Below are 16576 nucleotides of genomic sequence, written 5' to 3' on the forward strand. Positions count from 1 at the left end.
CAGCGCAACGCGTGGTGCCAGAACGCAAAAACCGGCCCCTTACGGGACCGGCTTCTTTTGCAGCGTCACCTGCGACCGACGGAGGAGTCAAAACTCCGTCGGTTGGAATTGGTTAAAGTTTGCGGTTCGCAAAATCCGACGCCTTGTCGGCGGCGTCCTTGGCGGCCTGCTTGGCATCGCCGACTGCCTTCTGCGCGTGGCCCTTGCCTTCCTGGATCAGGCCTTCGCCCTGCAGGCGGTCAGAGCCGGTCGCTTCACCGATGCCCTGCTTGGCCTTGCCGATGGCTTCGTTTGCGGTTCCCTTGATCTTGTCTGCGGTGGCACCCATGGGATACTCCTGTCATGTTGCAGACGCAGTTCCGAGACCATTCTCGATACGCGCTGCTTGAGCTTCGCAGAGACAATTGCCGGCTCAATTGAATGTTCCTCACTCCCGGGGACGTGATGCCGCACGATGTGACATCATTTCCGCGGAACTAAAGAAGGCATCGAAAATGTCCGGCCATGGTCACGACCACACGCATCCGCACGATCATTCACATGACCACGATCATTCCCACGACCATGATCCAGATCGCTGGAAGCACGACGGCATTCGCGTCATTCCGGCCGACAACCTCGATACCAACGTGCCATCGACCAAAGGCATGGACCGCGCGGCGGCTATCAATTTCGCGCGCGTCGGCGCGCAGAAACTGTGGGCCGGCACCGTGTCGATCCAGCCGGATGCCAAGACCGGTGCGCATCATCACGGCCATCTCGAAAGCGTCATCTATGTGGTGAAGGGCAAGGCTCGGATGCGCTGGGGCGATCGCCTGCAGTTTACCGCGGAGGCCGGCCCCGGCGATTTCATCTTCGTGCCGCCTTACGTGCCGCATCAGGAAATCAATGCCAGTGCCGACGAAGTGCTGGAATGCGTGCTGGTGCGCAGCGACGGCGAGGCGGTCGCTATCAATATCGACATCGAGCCGGTGGAGAAGCCGGAGACGGTGTTGTGGGTCGATCCCACGCATCCCGATGGGGCGGTGAAGAAGTAAGCATCAGGCTGAGGCCCTCGCCCGAGATTGGACGAGGGCCCTTTGCTATTTGATCTCGGGCAATCCCGGCGAGAACGCCAGCGCACTCTCGATCCACTTCGCTACGCGCAGCGTGCGCAGATCGTTCAGATAGGGGCCGACCACCTGCAGGCCGAGCGGCAGATGGTTCTTGCCGAACCCAGCCGGTAGCGACAGCGCGGGCACGCCGATCAGGGTCCATGGCGCGCAATATTCGGCATCGCCGGTATAGCTCAGCCCTTCCGGTGCTTCGCCATAGGCCGGCAGCGTCAGCACCGCATCGTAATTCGTCATCTGCGCGGTGAAATCCGCACGCAGCTTCATCTGCAACGCCTTGGCCTTGAGATAGGCTGCCGCGCTGATGGCGCTGCCGGTCTCCACCAGCTTCTTTAGGTGATCGCTGGTCTTGTCGGGATAGCGCGCGACGAGATCGCCAAAGATCACCGCGCCTTCGGCGGCCAGAATGATGTTGATCGCGTCCCAGTTGCTGCGATCGAGTTCGGGCAGTTCCAGTTCTTCGATGACAGCACCCGCGCTGCGCAGTCGGGCAACGGAGGCTTCGAACACCTGTTGCTGTTCGCTCTCGGCCTTGGCGAATTTGGCAAAGCGCACCACCGCAAGACGCGGGGACGGCAGCGGCGGTACACCGCGCTCGACGGAGATTTCGAAACCCGGCACCGGCGCGCCATGCGGATCGCTGTCGCTGGTGCCTGCGATCAGTGACAGCGCATAGGCGACGTCATCGACCTTGCGCGCGAAGAAGCCGATGTGGTCGAGCGACTGGCTGAGGTGGTGCGCGCCGCTGCGGGGGATAGCGCCGAAGCTCGGCTTGAAGCCGACGACGCCATTGAAGGCGGCGGGGCGGACGATGGAGCCCAGCGTCTGCGTGCCCAGCGCCAGGGGCACGATGCCGGCAGCGACGGAGGCTGCCGAGCCGGAGGACGAGCCACCCGGTGTGTGCTTGCTGTTCCATGGATTGGTGGTCGGGCCGGGATGGCGCCAGGCGAATTCGGTCGAGACGGTCTTTCCGAAGATGGTGGCGCCGAGATTGCGCAGACGTTCGACGACCCATGCATCGGCCGACGGCACGTGATCGGCATAGACGGCCGAGCCATTGGTGGTCGGCATGTCGGTGGTGGCGATGATATCCTTGACGGCGACGGGAATGCCGGAGAGCAGCCCTGGCTTGCGCACAGTGTCGGTGGGGAGGACCTCAAAGGCCTTCAGTATGGGCTCGGCAGCCTTGGCCTGTGCGAGCCGCTCCGATGCGTAGTGATCTGCCGCAGATGTGTTGCCCTTGAACAGCCGCAGCAGGTCCAGAACCCCCGCGCCAGATGTTGCAGTGCGCGCGGTTGCATTCGTCATGTCGTGTCGTCCTGAACGTTTCTTCTGGGATCGAGAGAGGCGCGCAACCGCGAGGCTGCGCGCCTTCGATATTACTTCATCGCCAGTGCGGGCTCGATATATTTCTTCACGACAAACTTGTCATAGTCGGGCTGGGCCGCGAGATTGCCGAGCGCGATCTGGGTGTCCATGGAGATCTTCAGCGAGGGTGCAGAAATATCGACGCTGTCCGGATAGACGCCGTCGGCCAGCATACGCTTGACGGCGGATTCAATCACGGCCGGATCCAGCGTTGGAAATTCCTTCTGCGCAATGGCCACGGTCTTGGCAGGATCTTTCTTCATGAAGCGCATCGCCATTTCCATACCGTTGGTGACGCGCTGCGCCAGATCCGGATTGACGTCGTTGCGTGCGGTCACCGACGAAAATGCATAGGCGCCGTAGCTCTTCGGGAAGCCGTAGACCACCTTCATTCCCTTGGCGACAACCTGATCGAGGCCGGGTTCATACATCACGGCGACGTCAGCCTGCTTGGCGAGGAACGGACCCGGTTCGCTGCCGATCGCGACGGGGATCATCTCCACATCGGTCTTGCCGTCCATGCCGTTCTCTTTCAGTAGCTTCAGGAACAGCGAGGTGCTGGTGGTCGGCATGGTGCCAACGACCACCTTCTGGCCCTTCAGGCTCTTGACGTCAGTGAACTTGAAATCCGGCGCGGTGGCGATCCACACCGCGGCGCCGTTAACGACGTTGGCGATGATGCCGACCGGCGCGCCCTTGGAGGCCGCAATGGCTGTCCATTCCGGCCCGTGGATCGAGAACTGCGCGCTGCCGGAGATCACTGCCGAGAGTGCGACCGTGGGCGAGCCTGCGGTTTCCTTGGTGAGGTCGAGGCCCTGCGCGGTGAAGAAGCCTTCATTGATGGCTACATAGAGCGGCAAATACAGCATCGACTGGAAGGCCTGCGACAACACCACCTTCTTGTTCTGCGCCATCGCTGGCGTGGCGAGCAAGACTCCAGCCAGCGCGACCGCGCCGGTGATACGCTTCAACAATGACATAGAACGTCTCCGTTATGGTGGAAAGGGGGGATTAAACCTGGACCTGATGCGAGGTGGTCGCCTGCTTCCACGGCAGCGAAGTGCGCTCGATGATGTCGATGACGTAATAGAGCACGAAGCCAAGGATCATCAGCGTGAACAGCCCGACCCAGACCGAGTTGAGGTCATACAGGCTGGAGGCGAGGAAGATCATGTGGCCGAGGCCGCGCTGCGACGAGATGAACTCGCCGACCACGGCGCCGACCAGGCCGAAGCCGATATTGATGCGGAAGGTGGCGATAATCGACGGCAGTGTGGATGGCACTACAGCCTTCCAGAACACCTGATGCTTGTCGGCACCCATGGAGATCATCAGCGACTGCAGATCGACGTCGGCATCCTTGGCCGCCTGATAAGCGGCGATCAGCGCTACCAGTGCAGTGAGTGAAACGGCGAGTGCGACCTTCGATATCAGGCCGGTGCCGAACCACAGCACCACGATGGGCGCGAGTGCGATCTTCGGCACGGAATTGATGGCGACGATGAAGGGCTCGACCAGCTTCGCGACGAACACCGAATACCACAGCGCAAGACCGAACAGCGATCCGAAGATGGTGCCGATGATGAAGCCCAAAATGGCCTCGAACAGCGTGTACCAGGAATCCGACAGCAGTTCGCCGCTCAGGACCAGCTTGTAGAACGTGGCGAAGATGCCAGATGGCGACCCCATCAAAAATGCCGAGATATAGCCGGCATGGACGCCGAGCTCCCATAGCGCGAAGAACACTGCGACGGCGAGCAGCTGCAACACCGCGCGGCCGAGCGTCGTGTCGAAGGTCGATCGCTTCTTGCGGGACTTGCGCGGAACAGACTTTTTGCGTGCAGGCGTACCGGACATCACGAGGGTCATGATGTTTTCTCCGTCTGGATATCGAGTTCGGCGCAGAGCGTCTTGAAATAGGTCGAGAATTTCACGTCGTTGCGCGCGGTGATGGGCGAGGTTGCCTCGATGTCAATCTCATGCACGACCTTCACCCGCGCCGGGCGGCCGGAGAGCACGACGACGCGCTTCGACAGCGCGACGGCCTCGTCGATGTCATGGGTCACGAGGATGACCGTCTTGTTGTAGGTCTGTACGGCATCCTTCAGCACGCCTTCGAGATACAGCCGCGTCTGATAATCCAGCGCCGAGAACGGCTCGTCGAGCAGCAGGATGTCGGGATCCATGATCAGCGTACGGATCAGCGCCACGCGCTGGCGCATGCCACCGGACAGGGTCTTGGGATAGGCGTTCTCGAAGCCGGCGAGGCCGAACTGCTTGAGATACTCGCGCGCTTTCTCCTCGGCCTCCTTCTGGTCGACGCCGCGCGTCTCCAGCCCGAGCAGCACATTGCCCATCACCGTGCGCCACGGAAACAGCAGGTCTTTCTGCATCATGTAGCCGACGCGGCCGCGCAGGCTCTCGATTTCCTTGCCGCGATAGGTGATAGCGCCGCCATCGGGCTCCAGCAGGCCGGCGATGATGTTGAAGATGGTCGTCTTGCCGCAGCCGCTGGGGCCAATAATGCTGACGAAATCGCGTTCGTTGATGGTGAAAGAGAGATCGTCGAGCACATTGACGTCGCCGCCCTTGCCGGCAAACGACTTGCTGATGTTCTGGACGGTGAGTTGAACTTGTTTCGGCGGCATGATGCGGTTTCCTGGGTACCGCACATACGCAAGCTGCGTGCCATCTTGGGCACGAAAAAGCTTCAAACAATCGCGCAGGTTTTCTGCGGATAGCTTGAGGCTTGAAGTGTTTTGCCCCGGCTTTGGGCAGGCTGGATTTATTCTCGGCGATAAATTGAGCAGGTGTGGCGAAGTGTATTTTTGGCGAACACTTTAGGCGACCTCGCGCTCCGTTCTCTCGTTCGTCATGGCCGGGCTTGTCCCGGCCATCCACGTCTTGCTCGCCTCGGCCAAGACGTGGATACGCGGGACAAGCCCGCGCATGACAGCTGATAGGTCCGAGATCAGCCCGTCACCGCCATCACTGCTTCCTTGATCTTCGCCAGCGCGTAATTGCCCACCATGGCGGCGTCCACATGCGGCAGGTTCGGGATCTCGTCGGCCGCCACTACGCAATCGACGATGGCGGGTCCGTCACAGGCCAGCGCGTCGGCGATGGCCTTCTTCAGATCGCCCGGCTGCTTGGCCGTAAAGCCCTGCGCGCCGCAGGCACGCGCCAGTGCGGCGAAATCGGGATTGGGGAATTCGATGGCCTCGCGGAACGGCGCCAGGCCAATGCTTTCGGCTTCCAGTGTGATCAGGCCCAATGCCGAATTGTTGTAGACGATGACCTTGATGGGCAGTTTGTGCTGAACGGCGGTCATGAACTCGCCCATCAGCATGTTGAAGCCGCCGTCGCCGGTGAGCACGATCACCTGCTTGCTGCGATCGAGGATCTGCACGCCGTTGCCCTGGCCGACGGACGTGCCGACCGCAGCATTGTTGAACGAGCCGATGATGCGCTGGGTGCCGTTCTGGCGGATCCAGTTGGCCGACCACAGCGTGTTCAGACCGGTGTCGAATACGAAGATTGCATCGGGCCGTGCCAGATCGCTGGCGATGCGCGCGACGGCCTGCGGGTGGATCCTGTTCTTGCTGCGCGCAGGATCGGCCTGCTTGTCGAGCATCTCATCCCACTTCTTGCGGGCGTGACTGGTCGTCTCGAAGAACTCGCCGTCGGTCTTGGTCTGCACCCTGTCCAGCAGCATCTTCAGCGCTGGCCGTGCCGAGCCGATGACGCCGAGGCTCGTCGGCGTGCGCCTGCCGAGCGCTTCGGCGCGCACATCGATCTGGATGACATTGCCCTTGCGCGGCAGGAAGTTGGAATAGGGATAGTCGGTGCCCACCATGACGAGCAGGTCGCAATCATGCACGGCATTGTAGACGGCCTTGGTGCCGATCATGCCGAGCCCGCCCATCCATCTGATGTCATCGAACGCCATGATCTCCTTGCCGCGCACCGAATGCACCAGTGGCGCCTTCAGCTTATCGCTGAGCGCACGCAGGAGTTCGGCGCTGCCGATGGCGCCATGGCCGCACATTATGACAACGCTGCTGGCTTCGTCGATGCGGCGGGCGGCTTCCTGTATGGCGGCATCATTCGGGAGGATCTCGCCGCGTGGCACCAGCGTGGCAAGGCTCGCTGTCGCCCCTTCGGCTTTCGACGACAGCACGTCGACAGGCAGCGTCAGATGCGCGACGCCAGGCCCTGCATAGGCGGTGGAGATGGCCTGATGGATCACGCCGGGCGCCTGCGCGGCGGTGGTGATGGTCTGGGTGTAGAGTGCGACGTCGCGAAACAGCAGGTCCGGCTCGGTGGTCTGGAAAAAGTCGACGCCTTTTGCTGCTCGCGCCATTTCGCCCGAGAGTGCCAGCACCGGGGCGTGATCGCGCGCCGCTTCATAGAGACCGGCGACGAGATGCGTGCTGCCGGGCCCGGTGGAGCCGGCGCAAACGCCGAGCTTGCCGGTGAGCTTGGCCTGGCCTGCGGCGGCCAGCGCCGCGCCTTCCTCGTGCCGTACCCCGACCCATTCGATCTTGCTGCGCCGGACCGAGTCCGCCAAAGGATTAAGCGAGTCGGCGATCAGGCCGAAAATCTGCTGTACGCCAATCGTCTCAAGAACATGGACAATCTCATCCGCGACAGTTTTCGACATTGGGGGCTCCGATTTCTAGAATTGGCTCTCCGCCGGGAGGCGGGCTGAGCAGCAATGCGGTCGGTCCAATTGTGATTGGAGCCGAGTGGTCGCACTGCAGCAATAGCTGAACCGCGAAACGGTTTCATGATGGTCAATTATGTTTGCGCAATGCTTGGAGAAATGCGCGATGTGTTGAACGTTTGTTACGTGTATCGGAAGATCGGATCGTCATAGGCGATGGCCGGAAATATGTTCTTGTCGCTCCAGTAGTCCTGGTTGTGCTGCCACTCCTGCTTGTCGCCGCGCTTCGGCAACAGGTGCATGCCGCGCATGATGTAGCCGGGATTGAAGTCGTCCGGATCGATCCAGGGCAGTAGCGGCATGTCGCTGTCCTCCGGCCGCAGCATCGGCGTCACCATGGTCGTGCCGGTCTCTTCCATGTGCTTCAGCAGCCCGCAGACGAAGTCGGCGACGAGATCGACACGCAATGTCCAGCTGGCACGGAGATAGCCGAAGATCCACACCATGTTCGGCACGCCGGTGAACATCATGCCGCGATAGGTCACGGTGTCGGAGAAATTCAGCGGTGCGTCATCGATGGAGAAGGCGATATCGCCGAGCATGTTGAGATTGAAGCCGGTGGCGGTGACGGCCACGTCGGCGTCGATCGTCTTGCCTGATTTCAGCGTGATGCCGTGTTCGGTGAAGGTCTCGATCTCGTCGGTGACGACGGTCGCCTTGCCGGCCTTGATGCTCTGGAACAGATCACCATCGGGGATGAAGGCGATGCGCTGGCGCCAGGGCCGATAACGCGGCGTGAAATGAGTGGCGATATCGTAGTTCTTGCCGAGATAGGCCTGTACGCCCTTCAGCAGTTCCTCTTTCACCACCTCCGGTTCACTGTTAGTCCGCTTGGTAAAGGCCTGCTGATCGAACAGGATCTTGCGGCGGACGATCTCATGGACCCATTCTTCGTCGACATCCAGCTCGCGCAGCGTCTCTGCCAGAGCGTTGGCATTGCGGCCGGTGATGAAGAAAGTCGGCGAGCGCTGCAGCATGGTGACTTCAGCGCATTTATCGGCGATGGCCGGCACCAGAGTCGCCGCTGTGGCGCCAGAGCCGATCACCACGACTTTCTTGCCGGCGATGTCGAGGTCCTCCGGCCAGGTCTGTGGATGCACCATGCGGCCCTTGAACCGGTTCATGCCGGGCCATTGCGGCGTGTAGCCCTGACTGTGGTTGTAATAGCCCTGGCACATCCAGAGAAAACGCGTGGCGAAGTTCAGCGTCTCGCCGGTGTCGTGGCGGACGACCGTCAGCCTCCAGAGCTTGTCGTCATTCGACCAGTTGGCGGAGAGGATCTGGTGCTTGTAGCGGATATGCGCGCCGAGGCCGTTCTCGGCGATCACGTCCCCCATATAGCGCAGGATTTCCGCAGCGGTGGCGATGGGCGCCGATGTCCAGGGCTTGAAGCGATAGCCGAACGTATGCAGGTCACTGTCGGAGCGGATGCCGGGATAGCGATGGGTGTGCCAGGTGCCGCCGAAACTGTCCTGGGTTTCCAGAACCAGAAAACGCGTGTCCGGATTTTGCTTGGTGAGGTGATAAGCGGCGCCGATGCCCGAGATCCCGGCGCCGACAACAATGACATCGACATGTTCGGCGGAGTTTTCGACGGATGGATCTGTGGCGATCTTTCCCTGGACGTTCATGGGCTCCCGATCTTTTTTGGCTCTCGCGCTTGGTGCGCGGATGCTTTTATGCGGCGATCCCCGGTTTAAGGCCGGAGATCGCCGCGATCGGTATCATTGACGATCGCAGGGAATGCGCAAGCGGGAATTGCGCTGGAGAGGCGTCAGCTTTCTGCTGCAGGGGCCGCCGCGGGTGACTGTGCGCGTCTCGAGAACAGGATGCGCTGATACAGCCAGCCGATGGCCACCAGCACGAGGCCGAGGCACATGAAGGACAGCGCGCGATAGACGCCTGTCAGCGACGACATGTCGACTAGGAACGCTTTGAGGATCGTCAATGCGATGACCACGGCGGAGGCGAGCCGCGCGCGCTGCGAGTTGAACAGGATGCCGATGCCGAGCAGCACGACGCCAAAGCCGAGCCACGCGATCGACAACGTATATTGCTCGGCGTCGGTGATTGAAGCGTTGTAGAAGATCGGACCGTGATAGATGCGGCGGATTTGCAGCGTCACATACATCAGGGCTAGCACCAGCGCACCACCGGCGATGGTGTTGCCATAGGCCGGCTTGCGACGGCCGGCGACGGCATAGGACAGCAGCAGAGCGAGCACCGCGGGCAGAGCATAGCCGAGCAGCAGCAGGTTGAAGATTACGCCGCCGACATCGATACGCCAGATGCCGGGATTGGTGATGAACAGCAACCCGCCGAGACTTGCTACGCCGGCGAACAATGTCAGCAGCCCGGCACTGACGCTGTGAACGATGCTGCGGCTCCGCTCCCACAGGCGTTCCAGTCCGATTGCCATGGCCAGTGCGACGCAGACCTGCAGCGCGACCTCGGTGAGGCTTGAGGAGGACCGATAGACATCGCCGCCATTCACGAAGTGGCGGATCTCCATGAAGGCCAGCAACACTGTGAACAGAATCGCAGCGGATTCCACCATGCGGAGCGGCGCGTCATCGCCGCGGCGGCGCATCAGGATGCTGGCGGCCCAGAACGATGCAGCGGGCACGCCGTAGCCCCACAGCAGCCAATTGAAGATCGGCGTGGTGCCGACGAGATCGCCGACCACGCGGGGCTCCCAGCCCATCCGGGCGACGACAATGCCGGCAAGGATGGCCGCGAGCCAGCGCAGGAACGGGATCGGCCGCTGCATGGAGATCCAGGCTGTGCCCAGCGCCATCAGCGACAGTGCGATGGTGAGCCAGCCTTTCTCCAGTGCAAAGGTCAGCCCCAGCGCCAGCGCACCGAGCGTGCCGGTGGCGAACAGCGCCGTGGAGATCGCGAGACCCGGACGTGGCTCGCGCTTGCTGAGCAGTTCGGTGGCGGCCGCGAAGGCTGCGCCGATGATCACGGCGAGAATGGCGAAGGGGATCGAGCGATCGAGATGCGCGATGCGGGCATAGAGCGCGATCAACAGCGCCAGCGGCGTGAATACCGCGGCGCCCGACCAGATCACCGGAATAACGGCACTAACGGATCGGCCCTGGGCGAGGAAGCCGAGCACGCCGAAGCCAATGGCGAAGATGGCGGCGGATGCGAGATGCAGCGACACCGAGCTTTCCACCGGGCTGGCGCCGATGCCGGCTAGCGGCCCGCCGGGCAGTACCAGCATGTCGAGATTGCCCTGGATGGCCCACTCCAGGAAGACCACGGCGACGAAGCCAGCGGCCACGGCAACCGCCGCGGTGGCCGCTTGTGCGTACCATGCGACGAACAGCGTGCCAGCGACGATCAGCGCGAAGGTCACCATGGCCATGTCGGCATGGAAGCTCGAGAGCACCACCAGCGTCGCGCTGAGCAGGCTCGCACTGAGGGCGCCCGACGAGATGCCTTCGATGCGGCCTTCTTCGGCCGGCGGACCATACAGGAAGCCGCAGACGACCAGCAGTGAGGCCAAGATGAAGCCGGCCAGGACATGGAACGCATGAGGCGCGAGTGCCGGTGTGCCGGCGTCGAGGCCCGGCAGGGTCCACAGCGTCGCGAAGACGATGGTGGTCAGCGCCAGCCAGCGCCACAGCCGGATACGCGCGAGGCTGAAGGCGGCCGCCATAACGATGGCGAGATAGATATACAGCGCCCAGTAATCCGGTTTGCCGGACGATACCAGCACCGGCGTGACGAAAGCGGCGGCAATGCCGAGGCCCGCGAGCGCCGGGCCGTGCAGCAATGCCGCGGCCATGGTGCACATGGCGACGATGCCGAGCAGGGCGAAGGCCGTGCCGGGGACGAGGAAGTCGTACAGCGCATAGGCCGCATAGACCGTGGCGAAGGCGACGGCAGTGCCGGCGGCCGTGAGGATCGCCGGAATATTGGCGATGGGCAGCGGTGCGATTGCCGAGAGGCTTTCCTTGCGGCGCGCAAATTCGCCGACGGTGAGCAATGCCAGGGCGAACAGGCCGCCGAGCAGCACGCGCACTTCGGGGCCGAGCAGGCCAGCCTCGATGGAATAGCGCACCATGAAGAAGCCGCCGAGCGCCAGCGTGAGGCCGCCGACCCAGACCACCCAGCGCGTGCCGATGCGTTCCTCGAAGCCGGGGCCAGCCGCAGGGGCTTCCACAGGCGCGGCGGGTTCGGGCGTAGTACGAGCAGGGACATCCGGCTGGATCGAGGGGGCAGCTTCGCGGGTCACCTCGGTTGGAGTCTCGGATACGGCAGGGGCGGATGCAACGTTCGGCGTGGTCGGTGTGAGGTCCGGCCTTGCGACGGCGGCCGGCGTTGCCGCCACGCGCGGTAGCGCCTCATAGGCGTCGACCCGGGCGCGCAGCACCTTCACCTCATTGCGCGCCTTACGCGCGAAGATGAAGGCAACGATAGCAATCACCAGCGTGACGAAACCGAAATCATCGAACATCGACTATCAAACCTTCAGAGAGCAGGACGCGCGCCAATCATGCCCCGGAACGACGTCCGGGGACATGGCAACTCTATGTGTTGTCGTGGAGAACTTTAGTTCACGCGATCCGTGTATTTGGCGTGCAATTGCTGGAATTAATCCAGATCGAGGCGAAACGGTTTGCCGATCACGGTCAGATTGCCGGGGCCCATCTCGTCGAGCGCGCGGACCATACGGCCGCCGCGGCCCAGCGCCTTGTCGGCGAGAGTCACGAGCAGGCGGTTGGGGGAGGCGATCGGCGAGGCGGCGCGGATTCGCAGCGCGATGTCGCGCTCGTCGCGGTCCGGATTGAGCATGCAGGCGGCGGCAAAGGTGCTGGCGGTGGAACGCGAGATGCCGGCATAGCAATGGATCACCAGCGGCGAGGCGCGATCCCAGCCGCGGACGAAGTCCAGCACCTGCGTGATGTGACCTTCGTTGGGCGCGACAAAGCCGTCCATCGCCTCGGTGATGTCGTCGACCTGCACCCTGAGATGATTGGCCTCGCTGATCGACGGCGGCCGCTGCACCTGCGCGACATTGGCCATGATGGTGAGCACGTGGCTCGCGGCCGTGTCCTTCACGGTGGGATGCAGATCGGCGAGCGAGCAGACGTGGATCATCGGGGAACCTTTTGTTGAGCGTCGTTATAACGCTCCGTTCTCTCCACGTCATGCCCGGGCATGACGGAGTTTAAATTACGCCAGGAGCGCCTCAAACCTTGCCAGAAACCGCTTCTCAGCCTTCCCCGCCGACCACGGCGTCAGGTAATCTTCCACCATAGCTTCCGAGAGGCCGGGATCCTTGCCGAACAGACGCTTTGCCTCGGCCTCCTTGAATCCCGCAAGGCGTGTGGCTTCCAGATAGGCGGCGCCCATATCGGCGGCCTTGATCTGTTTGGTGATCCCGGGCTCCAGCGCTGGCGGCAGGCCGAAGCGGATGTGGATGGCGCCGAGCAGGCGATTCTCGATCACCTTGTAATCGCCGCCGATCACCGCCTTGAACGGCGAGATCATGTCGCCGATGACATATTCCGGCGCGTCATGCAGCAGGGCCGCGAGCCGCACGCGCTCATCAGCGCGCGGCATCTGCTCGCGCAACACGGCTTCCACGAGAAGCGTGTGCTGTGCCACCGAGAAAATATGAGCGCCGTGGGTCTGCCCGTTCCAGCGCGCGACGCGCGCGAGCCCGTGGGCAATATCGGCAATTTCGATATCCAGCGGCGAGGGATCGAGCAGATCAAGCCGCCGGCCCGACAGCATGCGTTGCCAGGCGCGTGTGGCGACGTCGCGGGAAAATCTTTGGTCGAATTTCGATTTGGTCATCGGTTTTTTGTCTTGAGTTTCTTGCTGCTACTTCGCCTTGAGGCGCGGCTTGCGCTTCAGGCCCATGCAGGCCTCGTGGCAAAAGCAGGTCACGAGATGATCGTTGACCATGCCGGTGGCCTCCATAAAGGCATAGACGATGGTCGGGCCGACGAATTTGAAGCCGCGCCCCTGCAGGTCCTTGGAGATCTTGGCCGATAGCGGGGTCGAGGCCGGCACGCTGCCATGGGTCTTGAAATTGTTGACCAGCGGTTTGCCATCGACGAAGTCCCACAGATATTTCGAGAAGCCGGCGCCTTCTTCCATGATTTTCAGATAGCCTTTGGCGCTGAGGATCGCGCCTTCTATCTTGGCGCGGTTGCGCACGATGCCGGCATCATTCATCAGCGCGTGAACTTTCTTCTCGCTGTAGCGCGCGATCTTCTCCGGCTGGAAATCATCGAATGCTTTGCGGAAATTGTCGCGCTTGCGCAGGATGGTGATCCAGGAGAGGCCGGCCTGGAAGCCATCGAGGATCAGCTTTTCATAGAGCGCGCGGTCGTCATATTCCGGGACGCCCCATTCGGTGTCGTGATAGGCGACATAGAATGGATCTTCACCCGGCCACGGGCAGCGCGTCTTGCCGTCGGCATGCGCGATCGCGGGTTTGCTCATGCCGAAATCTTTTTCATGCGGGGGTCTTTTTCGTGGCCAGTGCGCGCACCGCAGCGGCGTCGGCCAGATGAATGGCGATGTCGCCAGCCAGGAAAGCGGCATCGGCATCGAGCGCATCACTGGCGCGGTCGGTGCGGATCATGGCGAGGCCACGGCCATCGGCAGACGAGCCCATGGTGCCGATAGGCTTGTCCGCAGCGCGGATTTCGGTGCCGGCGGCCGGCGCCGCGCCATCCAGCGTGACGCCGACAATGCGCGTGCGCGCAGTGCCGCGATGCTGCATGCGGGAGACGACCTCCTGGCCGATGTAACAGCCCTTGTCGAAATCGACGCCGGAGAGCTTGTCCATATTGGCTTCGTGCGGGAACGCATCGCCATAGGCAAAGTCGGCGCCCCCGCGTGGCACGCCGAGCCTGATGCGGTGCGCTTCATAGGCTGATGCATCGACCAGTTCGGCACCAACCAGCGCAGCCGTCTTCGGGACCAGATCGGGCGGCACGAGGATGCGATAGCCAAGCTCCGCATTGCGCGGATCGGCGAAGGTCAGGTCTGGCTTCATGCCGGGCTCGCCATCCCACACCGCAAGCACGCCGAGCGCGTCGGAGAGATTCTCTACCGTCACCTTGGCGCGCAGCTTGTAGAAGCCGAGCTTGGTGGCCAGCGGTTGTGCCAGTTCGCGCGGGCAGTCGATCAGCAGCCCGCCGCCATGGCCGGCCGGCGCTTCGGTGATGAGGAAGTCGGCGATGATCTTGCCCTGCGGCGTCAGCAGCGCGCCGAACCGCGCGGTGCCCGGCGTCACCACCTCGATCTCGGAGGTCACGAGGTTGTTGAGGAAACCGCGGGCGTCGTCGCCGGCGATTTTCACCACACCCCGATCGGGGAGAAACGCTGCTTTCATTGGGAAAATCTCGAAAAATCCAATAAACGAGCCAGGAAACGAGGGTGAATCACGGCTGGCGGATATGACAGCTAAAGTTAAGCCGCTAAGATGCCGACAACAAGGCCCGCGCTCATCCTGCGCGGCATTCACAGGCTGTGACGAGACCAGATGACCCAGACATTCGACACCATTTTGAAGAACGGCACCGTCGTCAATCAGGACGGCGAGGGTGCGCGCGATATCGGCATTCGCAATGGCCGAATCGCGGCCATCGGATCGCTCGGTGCGGCCTCGGCCGCTGAAGTGATCGACTGCAAGGGGCTGCACATCCTTCCGGGCGTGATCGACACCCAGGTGCATTTCCGCGAACCGGGCCTCGAGCAGAAGGAAGACCTGGAGACCGGATCACGCAGCGCCGTGATGGGCGGCGTCACCGGCGTGTTCGAAATGCCGAATACCAATCCGCTGACCATCGACGAAGCCACTTTCACCGACAAGGTGAAGCGCGGCCATCATCGCATGCATTGCGATTACGCCTTCTTCATCGGCGGGACCCGTGAGAACGTGCAGGACCTGCCGGAGCTGGAACGTGCGCCCGGCTGCGCCGGCGTGAAAGTATTCATCGGCTCGTCGACGGGCGCGCTGCTGGTCGAGGATGACGACAGCCTCCGCCGCATCTTCCAGGTCATCAAGCGCCGCGCCGCCTTCCATGCCGAGGACGAATATCGCCTCAACGAGCGCAAGAACCTGCGCATCGAAGGCGATACTCGTTCACACCCGGTGTGGCGCGACGAGACTGCGGCGCTGATGGCGACGCAGCGACTGGTCAACCTTGCGCGCGAGACCGGCAAGCGCATTCATGTTCTGCATATCTCGACGAAAGAAGAGATCGAATATTTGCGCGACCACAAGGACGTCGCGTCCTGCGAGGCGACGCCGCATCATCTGACCATGGCGGCGCCAGAATGCTACGAACGCCTCGGCACGCTGGCGCAGATGAACCCGCCGGTGCGCGATGCCAGCCATCGCGACGGCATCTGGAATGGCATCAGTCAGGGCATCATCGATGTGCTCGGCTCCGACCACGCGCCGCACACGCTCGAGGAAAAGAAGAAAATCTATCCGGCGTCGCCCTCGGGAATGACCGGCGTGCAGACACTGGTGCCGATCATGCTGGATCACGTCAATGCCGGCCGCCTGTCGCTGGCACGCTTCGTCGATCTGTCGAGTGCAGGTCCCGCGCGGCTCTACAACATCGCGATGAAGGGCCGCATCGCGGCGGGCTATGACGCCGACTTCACCATCGTGGATCTGAAACGCACCGAGACCATCACCAATGACTGGGTAGCCTCTAAGGCTGGCTGGACGCCCTATGACGGTGTGAAAGTCACTGGCTGGCCCGTCGGCACCTTCGTGCGCGGCCGCCGCGTGATGTGGCAGGGCGAGCTGGTCGCGCCGTCGCAGGGTGAGACGGTGAAATTCCTGGAGACGTTGAAGGCTTGAACTCTTCACCCTCCCCTGGAGGGGGGGCGATGCATGCGAAGCTCGCAGCGGGGTGGGGTGAAATCACGAGCGACGTAGTGTGTGGCCTCACCCCACCCCGTCTCGCATCCGCTTCGCGGATTGCTCACCGACCCTCCCTTCAGGGGAGGGTAAGAAATCTTACTGCCGTGCCAGTGTCAGCGAGAACTCGCCATTGCGCACGCGGCCCGGAAGACCCTCGACAAACTTCGCTACGGCGTCTTCGCCATAGGTGCCGACGAGCTCGGCAAAGGCCGCGAACAGGCTGGCCTGCGCGAGGCAATCGCCATCGACGCCGTCATGCCGTGCTTCCGCCCAGGCTTCGTTGAGATAGCTCAGCGCGGCCTGCTTCTGTTCCTGATCCGGTAGCGGATCGCGGGCGGGGCGGTACGACAATGATTCGCTCATGAAATTCCCAAAACGGTCTTCGGCGCTCATCAAAGCGAAGCGCGCCTCGCAAGTTCGAATCGAGATTTACCACGCGGAGCAGGTTCCGCGAGC

Annotated in this window: 15 protein-coding genes; 2 read left to right on the forward strand and 13 right to left on the reverse strand. The window is 62.5% G+C overall.

The genetic code is table 11. From position 1 onward, the window contains the following. Positions 1–112 precede the first annotated feature (112 nt). Positions 113–328, reverse strand: coding sequence for a CsbD family protein (locus tag AB7951_RS02330; RefSeq protein ID WP_089265843.1), 216 nt, complete (start codon positions 326–328; stop codon positions 113–115). A 166-nt stretch (positions 329–494) separates the two neighbouring features. Here AB7951_RS02330 and AB7951_RS02335 point away from each other — a divergent pair, with 166 nt between their 5' ends. After that, positions 495–1037, forward strand: a complete 543-nt coding sequence (locus AB7951_RS02335; protein WP_120287167.1) for a cupin domain-containing protein — start codon at positions 495–497, stop codon at positions 1035–1037. Positions 1038–1082: 45 nt separating this feature from the next. Here the strand turns inward: AB7951_RS02335 and AB7951_RS02340 are convergent, their stop codons facing one another. The 11 genes from AB7951_RS02340 to ygfZ all read right to left on the reverse strand — a co-directional run bounded on the left by AB7951_RS02340 (position 1083) and on the right by ygfZ (position 14572). Further along, positions 1083–2420: an amidase gene (locus AB7951_RS02340; RefSeq protein WP_120287166.1), complete on the reverse strand. Its 1338-nt coding sequence runs from the start codon at positions 2418–2420 to the stop codon at positions 1083–1085. Positions 2421–2491: 71 nt separating this feature from the next. Continuing rightward, positions 2492–3460, reverse strand: coding sequence for an ABC transporter substrate-binding protein (locus AB7951_RS02345; RefSeq protein ID WP_120287165.1), 969 nt, complete (start codon positions 3458–3460; stop codon positions 2492–2494). 31 nt (positions 3461–3491) lie between these two features. Beyond that, the gene (locus AB7951_RS02350; RefSeq protein ID WP_439059876.1) at positions 3492–4349 is read right to left on the reverse strand and encodes an ABC transporter permease; all 858 of its coding nucleotides are present in this window, start codon (positions 4347–4349) and stop codon (positions 3492–3494) included. After that, on the reverse strand, positions 4346–5128 hold the full coding sequence (locus AB7951_RS02355) for an ABC transporter ATP-binding protein (protein ID WP_120287164.1): 783 nt from the start codon (positions 5126–5128) through the stop codon (positions 4346–4348). The genes AB7951_RS02350 and AB7951_RS02355 overlap by 4 nt, the downstream gene beginning before the upstream one ends. Before the next feature lie 323 nt (positions 5129–5451). Further along, positions 5452–7143 carry a thiamine pyrophosphate-dependent enzyme gene (locus AB7951_RS02360; protein WP_120287163.1) on the reverse strand — a complete coding sequence of 564 codons (1692 nt, stop codon included), beginning with the start codon at positions 7141–7143 and terminating at the stop codon, positions 5452–5454. 185 nt (positions 7144–7328) lie between these two features. Then, the gene (locus AB7951_RS02365; protein ID WP_441255651.1) at positions 7329–8837 is read right to left on the reverse strand and encodes an FAD-dependent oxidoreductase; all 1509 of its coding nucleotides are present in this window, start codon (positions 8835–8837) and stop codon (positions 7329–7331) included. A 143-nt stretch (positions 8838–8980) separates the two neighbouring features. After that, positions 8981–11674: a DUF2339 domain-containing protein gene (locus tag AB7951_RS02370; RefSeq protein ID WP_439059875.1), complete on the reverse strand. Its 2694-nt coding sequence runs from the start codon at positions 11672–11674 to the stop codon at positions 8981–8983. Positions 11675–11811: 137 nt separating this feature from the next. Further along, positions 11812–12318 (reverse strand): tyrosine phosphatase family protein, encoded by a 507-nt coding sequence (locus AB7951_RS02375; RefSeq protein WP_439059874.1) that lies wholly within the window; start codon positions 12316–12318, stop codon positions 11812–11814. A gap of 75 nt (positions 12319–12393) precedes the next feature. Beyond that, the gene (locus AB7951_RS02380) at positions 12394–13020 is read right to left on the reverse strand and encodes a YfbR-like 5'-deoxynucleotidase (protein ID WP_093757166.1); all 627 of its coding nucleotides are present in this window, start codon (positions 13018–13020) and stop codon (positions 12394–12396) included. A 27-nt stretch (positions 13021–13047) separates the two neighbouring features. Next, entirely contained in the window at positions 13048–13674 is a 627-nt protein-coding gene (locus tag AB7951_RS02385; RefSeq protein WP_439059873.1) for a DNA-3-methyladenine glycosylase I, read from the reverse strand. A gap of 13 nt (positions 13675–13687) precedes the next feature. Then, complete coding sequence (ygfZ, locus tag AB7951_RS02390; protein ID WP_439059872.1) at positions 13688–14572, reverse strand: CAF17-like 4Fe-4S cluster assembly/insertion protein YgfZ; 885 nt, start codon at positions 14570–14572, stop codon at positions 13688–13690. A gap of 150 nt (positions 14573–14722) precedes the next feature. Here ygfZ and AB7951_RS02395 point away from each other — a divergent pair, with 150 nt between their 5' ends. Then, a complete protein-coding gene (locus AB7951_RS02395; RefSeq protein WP_439059871.1) occupies positions 14723–16057 on the forward strand; it encodes a dihydroorotase in 1335 nt (444 codons plus the stop codon). A 159-nt stretch (positions 16058–16216) separates the two neighbouring features. On the opposite strand, the gene AB7951_RS02400 is transcribed toward AB7951_RS02395, so the two are convergent. Beyond that, positions 16217–16483: a hypothetical protein gene (locus AB7951_RS02400; protein ID WP_068730348.1), complete on the reverse strand. Its 267-nt coding sequence runs from the start codon at positions 16481–16483 to the stop codon at positions 16217–16219. Positions 16484–16576: the final 93 nt, after the last annotated feature.

Origin of the sequence: Tardiphaga sp. 285_C5_N1_2 (assembly GCF_052076065.1) — a bacterium.
Taxonomy (GTDB): Bacteria; Pseudomonadota; Alphaproteobacteria; order Rhizobiales; family Xanthobacteraceae; genus Tardiphaga; species Tardiphaga robiniae.